A 17,230-nucleotide genomic window follows, 5' to 3' on the forward strand; every position below is an offset into this window, starting at 1 on the left:
ATTTGACCATACAAAAAGTGCCTCACAATCATTAGACTGTTTGTCTAACAATTATGAAGCACTTCAATTCCTCAAGCGCTTTTTGCGTGTTGTCGATAAAAGTTGGTGATGCGTTATAACGCCGTCAATTACAGCACGTAATATCCCATTGGATAGCTTAAATACTGGGGTGTTGGTAATTGATCCACCGTTACGAAGCCAGGTAATGCATTTAAAACGTCTGGAATTCGATTGACGATCGTTGCACAAGTATGTGCCACCGTATTTGGTTTTTGCACAGACATGTCTGTATCTGGATCGCCTTTTAGATGCCATTCGCAAAGATCGCCTTCGCCTTCTTGATAGACTTTACCGATCGTTTGCAATTCCATCACTGGACCCTGATAAGTCTGAATGGTTGCGATAGCCGACATGCCGATCGCATTACCCGCAGGAATGTCGCCACCGATCGTTTCTGAATGAATCGTTGTGTCACTCAGAACTGGCACCCGTTTTTCTTGGATGCTCTTGATCGTCCAACCAAATTTGCTAGCGAGTTCTTCACCAGAGTTCCACATGTAAGATGGGAAACTCTCAACATCCGTAATTTGTTTTTTAAATTCATCCTGAGACAGGCCAACGCCATGAGCATTTGCTAAGGCAATGCCGTATTCCTCGACGTTATAACTGACGGCACCTTCGATCTGATCGATCTGCGCACAGCCAGCTGCGATTGTAAAGGGAAATTCGCTCCAGAAAATATCTTGCATCCCACTACCGGTGATCGTAACGCCGTTTTGTAGCGCCAGTTTGTTTAGTTCGTTAGTTTGTTGAGCAGAGGTGCTCCAAGGATAGAAGGCTTCTTCACTAGTTGTGATCACGTTGACCCCATGCTGAAGCACCTTAGCAAAATGATCATAATTATCCTCAACATAACTGAATAAAGTCACCACTGCAATATCCGCTTCGACGCGTTCGAGTACTTCATCCGCATCAGAAGAAATTTTAACGCCTAAATCATGATCCAACCCAGCAAAGCGGCCAACATCCTGACCGACAATTTCTGTATTGTTATCGATAGCCCCGACGATTTCTGCGCCATGACTTAATAAATAAGGGATGATCACCTTCGCCATATTGCCACAACCATACTGAATAACTCGCACTTTTCTGAAACTCATTGTGTTGCCTCCTTTTGGTTTGCTCAATTTCAATCAATTACAGCATATCATGTTGCGTGAACAGGAACCATGAATATGGCTAATAATTAGTCAAATTGCGCCCGCTTAAATGTTACGGTCCGATTATTATTTCAAGCTTGAAGTAACTTTTTTTTGGAAAACGTGCGTTATTCTGTTATTCTATTATTTATATCTTTAATTTTGGGGGCTAACTTTATGACAATTATTTGGTTATTACTACCGGTTTTGGGATGGGGTGTTTTACCATTTGCCATCCAACTCGTTGGTGGGACCACTAAGAATCAAATTTTCGGAACAGCAGTGGGAACTCTGATCGCTAGTTTCTTCGTGATCGCGGTACAGGGTTTGGATATTTCAGTAAGCAACTTTTTACTCGCGGCTCTGGCTGGCGCGTTCTGGATTGCTGGACAGCTCGGACAATATCAGGCTTACAAAAATATCGGCGTCTCCCGAACAATGCCCGTGACTTCCGGCTTACAATTAATCGGAACTTCGTTGATCGGTGTGCTCATCTTTGGCGAATGGTCGACAACAACTGCGCGCACACTTGGTTTCATCGGTATCGCCATGTTGATCATCGGCGTCTTTTTAACCTCATACACTGAAAACAAGAACAACGATCCAGAACGAAAAGCAACGCAATCATACGTTATTTTGGTGCTAACGACGATTGGTTACCTCGTTTACAACACGATTCCTAAAGCCATGTCCACTTCAGGTCTGGCGATTTTCTTCCCTGAATCTGTGGGAATGGTTGTCGCTGTGTTAGCTTATTTGGCAGTAACTAGAAGCTTAGGTGTCATCAAGGAAGCCAAAAGTTGGCAAAATATTCTCGCCGGTCTCATTTTCTCGGTGGCAGCGATCAGTTATATTTTCTCGGTGCGTTATAACGGTGTTAATACCGCATTCGTCGTTGGCCAAGTCTCCGTCGTCTTATCAACATTGGGTGGTTTGATCTTCTTGAAGGAACATAAAACAACTCGTGAATTAATTCTGACGATATTAGGCCTCGCAATTATTGTCGGTGGCGCAGTTGTGACGACCGTTGGTTAGATCAAGCGCATTTAAAAAGCGTGCTGACAATGTCAGCACGCTTTTTTAACGATATTTTTAGTCTTCAGTATCTGAATCAAACAAGGAATGGATCGACTCGTTATTATGGATTTTCTGGATCGCATTCGCCAACAAATCACTCACGGATAGCTTAACTAGTTTATCGAATTCTTTTTCTTCTGGGATCCGAATTGAATTCGTCACAACGACTTCTTTGAGGATCGAATTTTGTAATTTTTCAGTGGCGCCCTTCGAGAAAATCGCATGCGTTGCACAGCCATAAATTTCTTTGGCACCCGCAACGTGCAATGAATTCGCTGACCAAACCATTCGGCTGGCGGTATCGATCAGGTCATCCGAAATAATACAGATCTTGCCTTCAACATCACCGATGATATCCATTGGATCAACGCTGGGATTGCTATCGCGTTTGTCAACGATCGCAATCGGGCAATCGAAGTACTCAGCCATTGCCCGCGCGCGTTTGGTTGAGCTATGATCTGGCGCAACGACCACGATTTCATCCGCGGTCCCTAAATTTTTCTTGAGGAAATAATTGGCAAGGATCGGTAACGCCTGTAAATGATCTACCGGAATATCAAAGAAGCCCTGAATTTGATCGGCGTGGAGATCTAAGGCAACCACGCGATCGGCGCCGCCAATTTCGATCAAATTCGAAACTAATTTAGCGGTGATCGGTTCACGCGAACGCGTCTTGCGATCTGCACGTGAATAGGCAAAGTATGGCAAGACAACATTGATTGTATGCGCGCTGGCACGGCGTAACGCATCGATCATGATCATCAATTCCATAAAGTTCTCGTTGACCGGATCATTGATCGACTGAATGACGAAAACATCGTCGCCACGAACGGTTTCGTTAATATTGATTTGAATCTCGCCGTCAGCGAAATGCTTGACCGACGTCGAAAGCAGTGGCATGCCTATGTGTTCAGCAACTGCCTTGGCCAAATCAAAGTTCCCGTTTAAAGCAATCAGTTTCATTGGATGACGATTATTACATCTACTTGCCATGTGTTCCTCCAAAAGTTTCATCTATTTAATCAAGTGTCGATCCTATTAACGCTTATTATAGTTGAAAATAGGCCAACTGACCACAAAAAAAATTATTCGGCGCATTTTTTTAAAAATTTCGGCTAAATCTTATCATTTAACTAAAATAGTTCTTTTACATTGCATTTCAAGGGCTAAAATTAGAGAATGAACATAAGTATAATTTTCGAGGTAGATAAAAGATGAATAAACAACAAGCGGCGAAGAAACAAGAAGAAACGAGCTTCGGCAGATGGGTGGTCGAAATGATTATTCTCGCGGTCGTTCTTTTTGCGGGCGTTCAATTAGTTTTCCGTTACGTTTTAGCAAAGGATGTGGTTTCCGGACCCTCTATGGAGACCGCTTATAATGACGGTGACCGGCTGATCACCAATCGGCTGGCGACGATCAAACGGGGCTCAGTAGTCGTTTTAGACGCGCCTAATGAACCTGGCACTCTTTATATTAAGCGGGTGATCGGATTGCCTGGTGACACTGTAGAGGCCAAGAACGACCAAGTCTACATCAATGGTAAAAAAATTAATGAACCCTATCTCACTAAATATGCCGTGACCGGCAACTTCACGCAGGACTTTACGCTTAGCTCGCTTTTAGGACGCAGCACTGTGCCCAAGGATAGTTATTTTGTCTTGGGGGATAATCGGCCGATTTCTAAAGACAGTCGGCGGATCGGCTTCATCAAGAAATCTGCAATTAAAGGCGTGACCCGCTTACGTTACTGGCCACTAAATAAAATTCAGTACTTCAGTGACTAAAGCTGCGCAAATCAACGTTATAACGACAACAAACAAAAACAGGAACAACCAAATTGTGGTTGTTCCTGTTTATTTATATCAATGAATCATTTCAACCGCGTCTTTACGCAGTCTGAACTAATGCCACCAACCGAATGAGACGTGAATTATAATCTCCATCTACCCAACTAACAAGCTACTAAACAAGCTAATTCGTAGCGCGGCCTTTATATTCGCCGGTCGACGTATTGATCACGATTTTCTCGCCGCTCTTAATGAAGTCAGGAACGTTGACAACTAAGCCAGTTTCCATCGTTGCTGGTTTGCCGCTACCAGTCACACTGCCACCCTTAATTGAAGGCTGTGTTTCCGTGACCGTCAATTCAACTGTACTTGGCAACGTGATCCCGATTACTTCTGTGCCATAGAATTGAATCTGAACGATCGTATTATCAAGCAAATATTTCAAATCGTTTTCGATACTGCCGATACTAACTTCATATTGTTCATAAGTCGCCATATCCATGAAAAAGGCGATCTCATCTTGTGTGTATAAATACTGGACTTCTTTCATTTCCAGTGTGGCTGGCTCAATTTTTTCACTAGGACGCATTGTGGTTTGCACGGTTGAACCTGCGCGAACGTCGTAAAGCTTCATCTGCATCACCGTGTTGCCCTTGCCGGGTTTATGATGATTACTCTCTAAAACTTTGATCAACTTGCCATCCTTGATAAATGTCATGCCCGCTTTTAAATTGATTGCTTCCAAAATATCTCTCCTCAATGTGCTTATCGCTAGTCCTCGTCGAGTTAAATCAGTTCACAACGCGTGACGAAGACCTTGCGTCAATATTTACAATACAATTGTTATTGTAGCATATTCTGCGATGACAACCTACCACTTGCCAATTATCCGTTAAATCAAGCCTCGTTTTTACACAACGGCTCTGTTATAATCAGGGCTGAAAGTGGAAAACTATTGATACATAAAGGAGTCTTTTTGATGCCAACAGAACGAGAATTAATGCTCGCGGGCAAATTATATAATTCCAGTGATCCTGAACTAGCGGAACTGCGTCGACGTGCCCAAGGTTTTACCCGCCAATATAATGCGACCGCCGAATTTGAAACCGACAAACGCAAGCAATTACTCAGCGAATATATGGATATTCCAACTAACGACGCCTATATTGAAACGCCGTTACATCTCGACTACGGTTGTAACGTTCATATCGGTAAAAACTTCTACGCAAATTACGAATGTATTTTCCTCGATACCGCCGATATTACAATTGGCGATAATGTTATGTTTGGACCACGGATCAGTCTCTATACCGCGGGTCATCCTATTCCTGCAGACATTCGCAACTCCGGCATCGAATACGGCTACCCGATCACGATCGGCAACAACGTTTGGATGGGTGGTAACGTCGTTGTAACGCCTGGTGTTTCGATCGGTGATAATTGTGTGATCGGCGCAGGTGCCGTGGTAACGAAAGATATTCCGGCTAATTGCATCGCGGTCGGCAACCCCTGCCGCGTTTTACGCGAAATTTCCGAACAAGATCGCCAATATTGGGATCAGCAACAACAAGACTATCACAATTTAATGAGGTGACAAAATGACAATCAAGTTGATTGCAACAGATATGGACGGCACCTTTCTCGATGACGACAAGCAGTATGATCGTCGCTATTTTGCTCAGCTTTACCGCGACATGCAGACGCGAAACATTCAGTTCGTTGTTGCGAGTGGCAATCAATACTATCAACTAAAAAGTTTCTTCGAAGACTATCCAGAAGTGATTTATCTGGCAGAAAACGGCGCTTACTTGCGGACCGCGGATCAAGTTCTCGACTATTCCAATTTTACGCAGGCGCAATTTGAGCAGATTATGGATAAACTCTGCGCAATTCCCGAATTAGATCTTATTATTGCTGGCAAAAAAAGCGCCTATCTCCTACCAGAGACGCCGCAAAGTTTCACCGATATTTCGCGCTTATATTATAAACACCTAGATTTCATCGATGATTATCACACCCTCGATGACAAAATTTTCAAAATCGGGATTCACTGTCCTGACGAACGTACCGAAGAATTTGTGCAGCGTTTGAAAATCGAACTCGACGGCTTAGGCACACCAACTTCTAGTGGTCATGGCGATATTGATATCATTCAGCCTGGCATCCACAAGGCAAACGGGCTGAAAAAACTTGGCGAATTGCTAAACATCGATCTTCAAGAGATGGTCGCTTTCGGTGATGGCGGTAATGACCTAGAAATGCTCACTGAGGTCGGTTTGGGCGTTGCGATGGCTAATGCACCAGAACCTATTCAAAACGCCGCTGACGTCCTGACAACGACGAATAACAAGCAGGGCGTTTTAACTTACATTGATCAACTGATACACCAAGAATCCTAAGCATTAAAAAATTCCTAGCACAGCTGCTGATCAAGCGGCCACGTGCTAGGAATATTTATTTTTCAGGCGTTCGTTTCAACCCGGAGCTCATGAAGATCACCGTAAAAATGGCAATCAATATTGCCGAGAAGATAAATAAAATGGGATAGGTGAACGTTTCGATAATCAGCGCACCGATCAATGGCCCTACGGCGCGTCCAGCAGATGCCGATAACGCGACCAATCCCTGATAGCGCCCCTTTTCTGCAAAGGAGGCACGTTCGTTAACGAAGGTTGAAACCGCCGGGAACGCAATGATTTCGCCGATTGTTAACACCGTCATCGCTAAGACGAACCAACCGAATTGCTTCGCAAAAATTAAAATTAAAAATGACCCGCAAAATAAGAAAAATCCTGTATATAAGCGACCGCGCAAATGTTTCAATAAATAATCATCAAAGTGCGTCAACAATGGCTGCAAAACCACGATCAAAACTGCATTGACTGTCCACAAATGACTGTATAATTTAACGTCCATTCCTAAATGGATCATATAAGCAGAAATATTACTCTGCCACTGTTCGTAGGCGACCCAGGCCACGAATAACGTCAACAACAATAACAGAATCGGTAACTTGTCGCGCGTTTGCTCGTTGCGATCACTAACGACCGTCCCGTGCTGTGTGGCTGCCTGTTTACTTTGATCGAGTTGGCGAAACGTCAACAATGCCATCACAAAAAAGGCCACGAACAAAACAAACGCGATCATGAAAATATATTGAATTCCCAAAGGCAAAATATAACCCACGATCAAAGAACCGAAGACTAAGCCCAAATTGCTGGTAAAATACAGCACGTTGAAAACATAGCTAGGTTGTTTGCTGCGCACGAGTGTCGCGGTCGAATTAATGCCCGTCGCCACAATTCCGTTACCCAATCCCAACACGACTAATAAAACCGCATAAATCGGCCAGCCGTGCAAAAAAATCAACAGCCCAGTGGAAACCATCGCCGTCGCGATCCCGATCAAAATCGTCGGATATGGACGCCAATGATCAAATAACCAACCACCCAAATAATTACCGATCATTGTAAAGCCCGAATTGAATAGCAAGACAATTCCAGCGACCGTCAATGTTTCGTGTAAGTATTCATGCATATAAATCGTCGTTAATGGCCAAATAAAACTGATCCCCGTGTTGATGATCAATGAACCTAAGAACAGCCATTTTAGCTTGATTGGATCCTGTCGCAACCTGTTGCACCCCTTATTAACTTTTCCGCATTATGAAAATAAACCCGTCATTGCTCGCCCATTGAAACTTCCGGTTAACTTGAGTCATACTAAAATCCAAAACCAGATTTTGGTATGACTCGAAGTTAATCCTCATTTTCAACCCATGGGCACTCACACTCTTTACTTAGCCTATCGCGAGTGGGCTATAAAAAGCAACTAATTTCTTGAGATTGTCATTATCTGCAGAAATCTGCTCAGAAAATTCATTTTACTGAATAACTTGCACAACCCAATGCGTCTTTACGTATCCTGAACTAATGCCACCAACGGCATGAGAAGTCATTTCCAGTTCCCATCCACCAACCTAACAAGCTACAAAAAACCACAATAGACGTCTGAGGTTGTCCATTGTGGTTGATCTTGGGGGGCTATTTAATTAACGGTTAAATTAATCGTCGTCATCTTCGTCATCGTCAACTTCGACGAGATCTTGCCAAGCTGTCTTGCCTAATAAAGCTTGGAGTTTACGAGTTTGCCGATTATTATATCCGCGCATATCAGTCAAGTTAGCGGCTAACGCGGGACGATGCTCACGTTGTGCCAAGATGATCGCGCGATCGATAAACATGTTTGCCGTTGTAAAATCATGTGCAGTTTCCAAAACGATTTCAGAAGCATCTTCATATTTGATCCGAGGATCTTCAGCTAACTTCGTATAAGTTGTGTATTCAGCAACCGTAGAAGGTGGCATTTCATTCTCATCAAGCAAAACCGCACCTAATTCATCGAGTTGTTGGCGATTATTCTCAATTAATTCTGTATAAAAATCTTGTAGTTGCAAAGCTTGTTCGCCTTTAACATACCAGAGCGCTTGGTGGAGCTTAACATCGAAGTACCAGAGATTGGCAACAATGTGTCCGCTCATAGCACCTGCGGTTGGTTTATGATGATCAAGGTCGGCTTGTTTGACCTCAGCTTGATATTTTGCTTCAATTTCAGTTTGATCTGACATAATTTTTCCTCCTCGTAAATCTTTCGCTGCTTATCTATTTTGACGATGACTTTTTACAGGTCTTTAACTTTAACTTTCTCGACTTCATAACCTAATTTCGTAACGACGTCGCTTAATTTATCGGCGCTCGTCTGGCTGTCATCGATATCGGCTTTAACTTTGCCGGCATTGAACAAGACTTTAACATTGCCAACGCCTGGTTCAGCTTTAACGGCAGTTTCAATTTTAGTTAAGCATGATGGGCAAGTTAACGCGTCTAATTGTAAAGTAACTTTTTTATTCATAATGGATGACCTCTTTCTTTAATTTATATACCTAGTATAAGGTGTTCCTCGTTTGAAAAAATTGATGCACATCAAGTTGCTCAAAAAATCTGATTTATTTTTAAAATTAACTGTGGACGACTGCTGGAACTAATTTGGCGTCGTTCTTTTTACCGAAGTTGATCAAACGCATGGCATTGAAGATCACGACTAAGATACTTGCTTCGTGAACAAACATCCCACTGGCCATGTAGATGAATCCAGCGACTAAACCTAATAACAGGAAGGCAACAACAGCAATGGCAATTGTGACATTCTCACGAGTATTCAGCACCGTCTTCTTAGACAACTTGTAGGCGTGAACCAACGCGGCAAAACTCGATTGCATCAAGACAACATCAGAAGTCTCAATGGCAACATCCGTGCCACTGCCCATGGCGATACCGATATCAGCGGTCGCAAGCGATGGACTATCATTGATCCCATCACCGACGAAAGCAACCTTACGACCTTCAGCTTGGAACTTCTTAACAAATTCAACTTTTTGATCGGGTAACAATTCAGCGTGAACTTCATCGATACCTAATTGTTGAGCCACATAATTGGCCGTTACTTGATTATCACCCGTTAACATAACGAGGTGCTTTGCGCCAGAAGCTTTCAGATTAGCGAGCTCTTCCGCAACTTCTGGTCGAATCACATCGGAGACACCGAAGATTGCCGTGATTTGGCTATCGATGGCAACGATGACCACAGAACTACCAGTGCCTTGTAATTCAATTAAATCCGCTTGTTGTTTGTCCGTCATAGCGACGTTACGAGCAGCCATTAATTTCGAATTCCCAGCGAGAACTTGTTGACAATTAATTTTAGCCGCGATCCCTTGACCCTTGATCGTTTCGTTATCGCTGATTTCCAAGTCTTGATAATCGACATTCTGATCGCCAGCGTATTGAATAATTGCGCGTCCTAGTGGATGATCGGACAATGTTTCAATCTTAGCAGCCAATGCCAATGTGTCATTGAAACTGTCATTATAACGCTTAGTTGCAGAAACAGAAGTTGATCCTTTAGTTAAGGTACCAGTTTTATCGAAAACAAAAGTATCGATTTTGGCGAAAGTATCCATAACTTCGCCACCCTTGATCAAGATGCCGCGCTTTGCACCGTTACCAATTCCGGCAACGTTAGAAACTGGCGCACCAATGACCAAGGCACCAGGGCATCCGAGAACGAGAACCGTGATCGCAAGCTTGAAATCACGTGAGAAAATAAAGACGATCAATGCGATCAACAGAACTGCTGGTGTGTAATACTGTGAGAAACGATCGATAAATTTTTCAGCGTGCGACTTTGTATCTTGCGCATCTTCAACTAGCTCGACGATCTTAGCAAAAGTTGTGTCGTCGCCGACTTTAGTTGCTTTGATTTTCAAGAAGCCATCGCTCAACATCGTTCCAGAGAAAACTTCGTCGTCCAAAGCTTTATTGACTTCGCGAGACTCACCAGTAACGGCGGCCTCATCTGCATAACCATTACCTTCAACGACCACACCATCGACTGGAATCGCCGCACCGGTCTTAACCAGAACAACGTCGCCTTCATCGACATCATCGATATCGACTTCTTCGATGGAACCATCCGCCTGAACAACTTCAGCCGTTGTTGGTGCCATTTCAGTTAATGACTTAATTGATTCACGTGTCTTAGATAAGGTCTTCTGTTCCAGAAAGTTCCCGAACAAGAATAGGAACGTAACGATTGCCGACTCATTATATTCACCGATTATAAACGCGCCGATTACGGCAACGGTGACTAAGAACTCAATACTGATCACCTTAGCACGAGCTGCTTGGTAGGCATGGATTGCAATTGGAATCACCGCGATGATCGAAGCGATCGCCAAGAAAATTTGATAGAACATTGTGCTATTTAATAAATACTTGCTTAGAAAACCTGCGGCGATCAACGCTGCAGTGGTCCAAGTAATTTGTGTCGTGTGCTTTTGAATATATAATTGGAATTTCATAATGTGCACTCCTCTTCGACTTGATAAATATAGTTTACCGAGTTAGGGTTTAAATAAAATTGACCCGCATCAAGTTTTGAAAAGTTTTTTATTTATTGCGGACATTTTTACGAATAAGCCGTTTTCCACGCTACTTTTTCAAATCGGACCTATAATGAAGTTGTAAATAATAATGGAGGTAATTGAGATGGCTGAAAATATTCAAACAGAACCTGAACTATTGAATTTACGGATGAATGAAGAGTTCGATTGGAGCGACGACAAGAATGTTGTTCGTGACGCGATCTGGAATCACATTATGGAAGCAAATAATCGTGACACTATCAAGACCGAAGAAGCCATGAAACCATTCTTGGACAAAACCGATGCCCAAGTCCGTGATTATGTCGAACAGAATTTGAAGAAGTAATTCAATACAACTTAAAACTCTCAAGGAAAAACAACAATTGTTGTTTTTCCTTTTTTTGTAGCTTGTTACATTGGTAGCTTGTTTCGTTGATTGTGGTGAACTCGAATCAACGGCTCATTCGGTTTGTAGAATTAGTTCTGCTGGTGGAAAGACCCGTATTTAGGCGCGCAAAAAAAGCTAGGAGAATCTCCTAGCTTTACTGTTTCAAACTTATTAACGATTGATCGAGCGTGCCATTCTACTGATGGCGTGGCGTTGGCCGCGAATTGTTTTACTGATTGTAAAGATATTTTCGACCGGCGCCAAACCACCGTAACCTGCGTCACCGATATGTTGAATATCGACGCCACAAACTTTATTACGGATCGCGATACTTTCGATATATGAAGTCGATCCACTTTCCTGGCTCGTTCCGATCGTCGACATCACCAAAGCGCCTGCTTGATGAGCAATTTTAACGATTTCGGTTAGTTCTGCATCGTTGAATTCTGGAACGGTTCCAACCGCAGGCACGAGAATCACATCCGCACCCGCTTTAATGAACTCTTCGACAACTTCCGGCGTTACCAATGGCTCATTAACACCAGCAGCATGCATTTTCCCAGCAATTACTAAGCCTGAAAAGACTTCTTTAGCCACCGAAACATTTTTAACGATTTGTTCATTGGTCACACCTGTACCCGGATTACCCGTCAAGACGACAAAATTAAAGCCTAAGTGTTCCAATTCAGCTAAGGTTTTACGTGACGCTGTGCGACCTTCAGGAATTTGTAAACGATCCTCTAACATATCGGCATCCGTGTCGATCGGCTCCAGATTAACGCCAATTGGTCGTCCAACCAGATGTTGTAGATCCTTGATGATTTTACCATCGCGGCTTGGCTTAGCGGTTGCTAAAGTTTCCTCACCGGGATAAAGGCCCATGATCATCGGATTCAACACATCCATGCCATTCAACAAAATCAAATCGGCGCCAAATGCAGCGGCAACTTCTGCATTGGTAATATCCTCGCCAACAGGCTGTGCCGTGACCACTTCTTCACTGAGCACAACGCGGCCTTCGCTGGCTTTAATACTTTGCTTGAGTTCTGCGGCCTTCATTTTTAGAACTTCACTAGAATTTGCGCTGATCAATCGTTTAACCATAATTTCCTCCAAGGTTTAAATTATCAATATTATAAACACCAAGTCCATTTTACCGCACCCGACGGTTTAAACCCATCATTCTACACATAAAGATAAATTGAAAAGAAGATCAAAACCGACCCGATCATCACAAAAACGTGCCAAATAACATGAATATATTTGATCCGGCGCATACTATATAGCAATGCGCCAAATGTGTACGCGATCCCACCAGAAATTAATAGCCACAAGCCTTGCGAACCCAAGGCAGCTGCCATCGGTTTTGCAGCAAGGATGACGATCCAGCCCATGAAAATATATAACAACGTTTCAAAAACTTGCCGTTGATTCTTCCCGAATATTTTATACAAGATTCCGATGATCGCCAGCGCCCAATTGACACTAAACATTGTCCAACCTTGCCAACCACCAATTGTGATCAGCGTATAAGGCGTATAACTTCCCGCAATTAAAATAAAAATTGAACTGTGATCAAAAATTTGGAAGAGACTTCGCGCCTTGGTAAACATCAGGCTGTGATAAAGTGTCGAGAATAAATACAACAAAACTAAACACAACCCATAGATTGTAAACGTCGTAATACGCAGGGCATCATGTGTTGCGCTTGCTTTAACGATCAATAGCACCAAACCGATCACCGCCATGAAGAAGCCGATCCCGTGAGTCACGGCGGAAAGTACTTCGTTCATAACTTGGTAATGCTTCGAAACATGTGTTGGTGCAGTAAATAGCTCTTTTGCAGTCATTTTATTTCTCCTAACGTTTAATTATCTCTATCATAATACAAAACGGTTAGAAATGTTAGTAAAAATCGTTACATCTAGTTTTAAATATTATATAAAAATATATTTACTCTTTTTAATGGATATCATTAACCACATATCGGTAAGGCTTATTCTTTGATTTTTAATCTTAAAGTCGGTAAAATTTACTTATAAATAGTAAGAGGTGGAATTTTTTAATGACAAAAAAAGTTGGATTATTCGTTGGTAGTCTTCGTAAAGGCTCATATACTCGTGCAGTCGCACAACAAATGGCGGCACAGCTTCCCGATGGTTATGAAGTCAAAGAAATTCAAATTGGCGATTTACCTTTATACAACCAAGATTTCGATGATGAAAATCAGGTTCCCGCAACTTGGAAGAGATTCCGTGATGAAGTCAAGGATCTCGACGGTGTGATTTTTGCAACGCCTGAATATAACCGTTCCGTTCCCGCAGTCTTGAAAAATGCGATCGATGTTGGCTCACGTCCTTATGGCCAAAGTGTCTGGGATGGCACACCTGCTGTTATCCTCAGTGTGTCTCCAGGTGCAATCAGTGGTTTCGGCGCTAATCATCATCTTCGTCAATCATTGACTTTCTTAAATATGCCGGTTGTTCAACAGCCAGAGCTTTATATCGGCAACGTGACCAACTTACTCGATGATGATTTGAAGATCACGAATGAAGGGACCCTTAAATTCCTTAAAGGCGCCATGGCAACATTCGCCGATTTGATCACACGTTTCGAAAACTAGTTTAAATTTAAAACAATAATCAGAAAGGGTGTGACCAATTAATTTTGGTCACACCCTTTTGACATTTTTAAATTAGCTACTGAAGATATTGACTGAAGAATCGACCGACACGCTTGGCGTACTGCTTCGGTGCAGTCGCTAACGAATCGGCATGCGTCGCCTTGGGAACCACCCAAAGTTTCTTCGGCGCTGAAGTCGCTGCATAGTTTTGATAGACCATTTTCGTCGGCACGAAGGTATCTCGATCGCCATGAATGAAGAAAATGGGCAATTTATTTCGGCTCAACGATTTGAGTGCATCGCCTTGATTCCAGTCGTATCCTGCGCGCGCCCGTACTAATAAATTAAGCGTCGGCATTAACGGCCACGCTGGCAACCAACTAAACATTTGCGTGCGTTGGTAATTCAGCTCACCATTGATACTAGAATACCCACAATCTTCAACGATTGCTTTCACTTGTACTGGTAATTGCTCACCACTTAAATACATGACCGTGGCACCACCCATGCTGACGCCAAACAATCCAATTTCAGTTTGTTGCCCGGTTTTATGAAGTAAAGTTTTAAACCACTTGAGATAATCCAAGCGATCGGGCCAGCCATAGCCAGCATAATTACCTTGGCTCGAACCGTGGCCACGATCATTAGGCGCTAACACGTTATAGCCTTGTTGGTGAAATAGCCGAATATACTTTGCCATTTTAACGTTGCTTCCCATATAGCCATGGGCGATCACAATGGTCTTGTTCGTGGCCGTTTGAGCCGGAACATAATAGGCTTGCAATCGTAACTTAGCTTGAGCAGCCTCAACGTGCCAAGATTCTTTGTCAACGTGCGCAAGCCATTGTTCAGCTTGCTGTTCTGATTTAGACTGACTATTACTGAGAAATGATTTTTCACCAGGCACAAAGGCGTAATTATACATATAAAGTGCCCCGCCAAGGTCCGCAAGTAAAAATAAGCCGATAAAAACAGTCAGTAAAATTAGCCAAACACGACGAAAATGATGTTGACGCATAAAATCCCCCCTATAGTTAGCATTCACTATAGGAGGGATTTTATTGACTGTCAAGCCACTATTATGACGTGCTTATTTCATATACGCGTATTTATAGTTCCATTGCGTACCCGCCGTGTTATGAATAATGCCTTTAACACTAGACTTCTGCATGTATGAATAGACGCTTTGATATAACGGCGTTATGCCCTGATCTTTACTTAACATTTGACTGGCAGTAACCATACCTTGCCAACGTTTGTCTGGATCGGCCGCATCCTCATTGCTAGCCTTTTCGATCAGCTTGTCATAAGCCGCATTACTATATTTACCATAGTTATAAGCTGTACCCGTTTCAGGAATTTGCAAGAATGAGATTGGATCATTGAAATCGGCACCCCAACCTGCTAAAGCAATGTCAAAATTACCTGCACGACGTTCTGACGAGGCGACTTGCGTGGGTACCGCACGAATCTTGATCGTTAATCCTGGCAATACTTTTTCTAATTGACCCTTCAAATATTGAATCACAATACTTGTTGAAGGATCATCACCGTTATCATTACCAGCTAACAGCGTCAACGTAATCTTGTCGATACCAGTTTCTTTCTTAGCAGCCGCCCACTTGCTCTTGGCTAACTTCGTATCATAATCCATGGTATCGGTCGTTTTCTGATCCTTAGAAAAATCAGCATTGGTTGATGGATTCTTCGCTAAATCAGTCGAAACAAAGCCAGTTGGAACCAGCGAACCGTTCCCGAGCACCTTCTTAGTCAACTGTTGCCGATTTAATGACAACGAAATTGCTAAACGCGCGTTTTGATTAGATAAGATTTTTTTCTTATCTGCATTTGTGCTGGCAAAATTATAATTCAAGTAACTAACATATGAATATGGATATTGAATGTATTCCTTGTCGTTTTCGTAATTAGGGACCTGTGTCTGCGAGAGTTGACTTAAGTCCAGCTGATTATTCTGGTAGAGATCCAAACTCGTCTGTGCGTCACTCACGACCGTATAATCGATCTCGTCTAATTTAACGACTTTTGCATCCCAGTACTGATTATTTTTCACGTACTGCCAGCTGTTGTTGGTACCCTTCCAACCGGTCATCTTGAACGGACCGCTATAAACCATGTATTGTGATGAGGTGCCGTATTTTTTACCATATTTATTAACGACTTTTTCACTCTGAGGCCCAAACAAGGGATAGGCCATTAAAACTTTGAAGTATGGAATTGGCTTTTCTAGCGTAATCACAACGGTCTTGCTATCCGGAGCGCTGATGCCTAACGTCTTAGGATCCATCTTGCCTGCATTGATCTCATTGGCATTCTTGACCCCATCAAATAAATAGGCATATTCAGATTTCGTCGCAGGCGTGATCGTTCGTTGCCAAGAGTAGACGAAATCTTGAGCGGTAATTTTATCCCCATTACTCCACTTTGCGTCACGCAGAGTAAACGTATAGGTTTTACCATCGGCACTCGTCTTCAAAGATTTCGCCAAACCCGGCGCAACTTTTCCGTTCTTGCCCAAACGATAAAAACTTTCAAAAATATTACCAGTCTGCCCATAACCTGATGAAGCAGAAATATCGATCGTGTTTAATTGTGAGGCCGTCGGTAATTTCAATACCTGTTTTGCATCGCCCGTTTTTTCGCTACTCTTTTGTGTGCCACAGCCCGACAAAACAGCCATGATACCGAATATCGTCACTAATCCCAATGCTGCGGTTAATATGCGTTGCTTCTTCATCTAAAATTTCTCCTTTTCTTTCGCCCAAAAAGGCCGTGCATATGTTTGTATGCGCGGCCCACTCTATGTTTACTTATCTGAGATGCGAATTCGATTCAACATCGTTCCAGAAAATTAGAGGTTAGACTTATAGCATACAAAAACAGACTGTTAGCTGTTGCACAACAGTGAGACATTGAACACATCATTTGTTCTTGCTTTGCCATATTAGCCACCTCCAAATTTCAACTCACCATTATCATACTTGTTAATAGTAAGTCTGTCAACGAAAAAACTAAAGTTGGTTGCGAATGATCATCATCACAATTTCCCTACACTTTTGTACCAAATGACCAATAAATTTGTTCCGAACATGCTCACTAAATCATTGTAAAAAATACTAAATAGTGAAATAATGAATGTGTGAAATCGTTTTC

17 protein-coding genes are annotated in these 17,230 nt (G+C 42.6%); 6 read left to right on the forward strand and 11 right to left on the reverse strand.

Annotated elements, in window-relative coordinates; all coding sequences use genetic code 11:
* Positions 1-128: 128 nt before the first annotated feature.
* Positions 129-1,160 carry an NAD(P)H-dependent amine dehydrogenase family protein gene (locus EKM67_RS06930; protein WP_125578306.1) on the reverse strand — a complete coding sequence of 344 codons (1,032 nt, stop codon included), beginning with the start codon at positions 1,158-1,160 and terminating at the stop codon, positions 129-131.
* Positions 1,161-1,376: 216 nt separating this feature from the next.
* Here EKM67_RS06930 and EKM67_RS06935 point away from each other — a divergent pair, with 216 nt between their 5' ends.
* A complete protein-coding gene (locus EKM67_RS06935) occupies positions 1,377-2,234 on the forward strand; it encodes a GRP family sugar transporter (protein WP_125578307.1) in 858 nt (285 codons plus the stop codon).
* A gap of 57 nt (positions 2,235-2,291) precedes the next feature.
* Here EKM67_RS06935 and EKM67_RS06940 read toward each other — a convergent pair whose 3' ends face one another.
* Positions 2,292-3,269: a ribose-phosphate diphosphokinase gene (locus EKM67_RS06940; RefSeq protein ID WP_125578308.1), complete on the reverse strand. Its 978-nt coding sequence runs from the start codon at positions 3,267-3,269 to the stop codon at positions 2,292-2,294.
* 221 nt (positions 3,270-3,490) lie between these two features.
* Between EKM67_RS06940 and lepB the strand changes: the two genes are divergently transcribed.
* The gene (lepB, locus tag EKM67_RS06945) at positions 3,491-4,063 is read left to right on the forward strand and encodes a signal peptidase I (RefSeq protein ID WP_125578309.1); all 573 of its coding nucleotides are present in this window, start codon (positions 3,491-3,493) and stop codon (positions 4,061-4,063) included.
* Positions 4,064-4,250: 187 nt separating this feature from the next.
* Here lepB and efp read toward each other — a convergent pair whose 3' ends face one another.
* A complete protein-coding gene (efp, locus tag EKM67_RS06950; RefSeq protein WP_125578331.1) occupies positions 4,251-4,814 on the reverse strand; it encodes an elongation factor P in 564 nt (187 codons plus the stop codon).
* Between the two features lie 231 nt (positions 4,815-5,045).
* On the opposite strand from efp, the gene EKM67_RS06955 reads away from it, so the two are divergent.
* Together EKM67_RS06955 and EKM67_RS06960 are read left to right on the forward strand one after the other, a co-directional pair.
* The gene (locus tag EKM67_RS06955; RefSeq protein ID WP_125578310.1) at positions 5,046-5,660 is read left to right on the forward strand and encodes a sugar O-acetyltransferase; all 615 of its coding nucleotides are present in this window, start codon (positions 5,046-5,048) and stop codon (positions 5,658-5,660) included.
* Positions 5,661-5,664: 4 nt separating this feature from the next.
* Positions 5,665-6,465, forward strand: coding sequence for a Cof-type HAD-IIB family hydrolase (locus EKM67_RS06960; protein ID WP_125578311.1), 801 nt, complete (start codon positions 5,665-5,667; stop codon positions 6,463-6,465).
* A gap of 55 nt (positions 6,466-6,520) precedes the next feature.
* Here EKM67_RS06960 and EKM67_RS06965 read toward each other — a convergent pair whose 3' ends face one another.
* The 4 genes from EKM67_RS06965 to EKM67_RS06980 all read right to left on the reverse strand — a co-directional run bounded on the left by EKM67_RS06965 (position 6,521) and on the right by EKM67_RS06980 (position 10,985).
* Complete coding sequence (locus tag EKM67_RS06965) at positions 6,521-7,699, reverse strand: MDR family MFS transporter (RefSeq protein ID WP_125578312.1); 1,179 nt, start codon at positions 7,697-7,699, stop codon at positions 6,521-6,523.
* 430 nt (positions 7,700-8,129) lie between these two features.
* Positions 8,130-8,693, reverse strand: a complete 564-nt coding sequence (locus EKM67_RS06970; protein ID WP_125578313.1) for a ferritin-like domain-containing protein — start codon at positions 8,691-8,693, stop codon at positions 8,130-8,132.
* Between the two features lie 53 nt (positions 8,694-8,746).
* Positions 8,747-8,977: a heavy-metal-associated domain-containing protein gene (locus EKM67_RS06975; protein ID WP_125578314.1), complete on the reverse strand. Its 231-nt coding sequence runs from the start codon at positions 8,975-8,977 to the stop codon at positions 8,747-8,749.
* Between the two features lie 106 nt (positions 8,978-9,083).
* Positions 9,084-10,985 (reverse strand): heavy metal translocating P-type ATPase, encoded by a 1,902-nt coding sequence (locus EKM67_RS06980; protein WP_125578315.1) that lies wholly within the window; start codon positions 10,983-10,985, stop codon positions 9,084-9,086.
* Positions 10,986-11,172: 187 nt separating this feature from the next.
* Here EKM67_RS06980 and EKM67_RS06985 point away from each other — a divergent pair, with 187 nt between their 5' ends.
* Positions 11,173-11,394: a P8 family protein gene (locus tag EKM67_RS06985; RefSeq protein ID WP_125578316.1), complete on the forward strand. Its 222-nt coding sequence runs from the start codon at positions 11,173-11,175 to the stop codon at positions 11,392-11,394.
* A gap of 213 nt (positions 11,395-11,607) precedes the next feature.
* On the opposite strand, the gene EKM67_RS06990 is transcribed toward EKM67_RS06985, so the two are convergent.
* Complete coding sequence (locus EKM67_RS06990) at positions 11,608-12,540, reverse strand: DUF7916 family protein (protein WP_125578317.1); 933 nt, start codon at positions 12,538-12,540, stop codon at positions 11,608-11,610.
* Positions 12,541-12,620: 80 nt separating this feature from the next.
* The gene (gene trhA / locus EKM67_RS06995) at positions 12,621-13,286 is read right to left on the reverse strand and encodes a PAQR family membrane homeostasis protein TrhA (RefSeq protein WP_125578318.1); all 666 of its coding nucleotides are present in this window, start codon (positions 13,284-13,286) and stop codon (positions 12,621-12,623) included.
* Positions 13,287-13,501: 215 nt separating this feature from the next.
* Here trhA and EKM67_RS07000 point away from each other — a divergent pair, with 215 nt between their 5' ends.
* Positions 13,502-14,059, forward strand: coding sequence for an NADPH-dependent FMN reductase (locus tag EKM67_RS07000; protein WP_125578319.1), 558 nt, complete (start codon positions 13,502-13,504; stop codon positions 14,057-14,059).
* A gap of 76 nt (positions 14,060-14,135) precedes the next feature.
* Here the strand turns inward: EKM67_RS07000 and EKM67_RS07005 are convergent, their stop codons facing one another.
* Positions 14,136-15,077, reverse strand: a complete 942-nt coding sequence (locus tag EKM67_RS07005) for an alpha/beta hydrolase (protein WP_125578320.1) — start codon at positions 15,075-15,077, stop codon at positions 14,136-14,138.
* 72 nt (positions 15,078-15,149) lie between these two features.
* Entirely contained in the window at positions 15,150-16,814 is a 1,665-nt protein-coding gene (locus EKM67_RS07010; protein ID WP_125578321.1) for a peptide ABC transporter substrate-binding protein, read from the reverse strand.
* Positions 16,815-17,230 lie beyond the last annotated feature (416 nt).

It is taken from the genome of Lapidilactobacillus mulanensis (assembly GCF_003946215.1).
GTDB classification, from domain to species: domain Bacteria; phylum Bacillota; class Bacilli; order Lactobacillales; family Lactobacillaceae; genus Lapidilactobacillus; species Lapidilactobacillus mulanensis.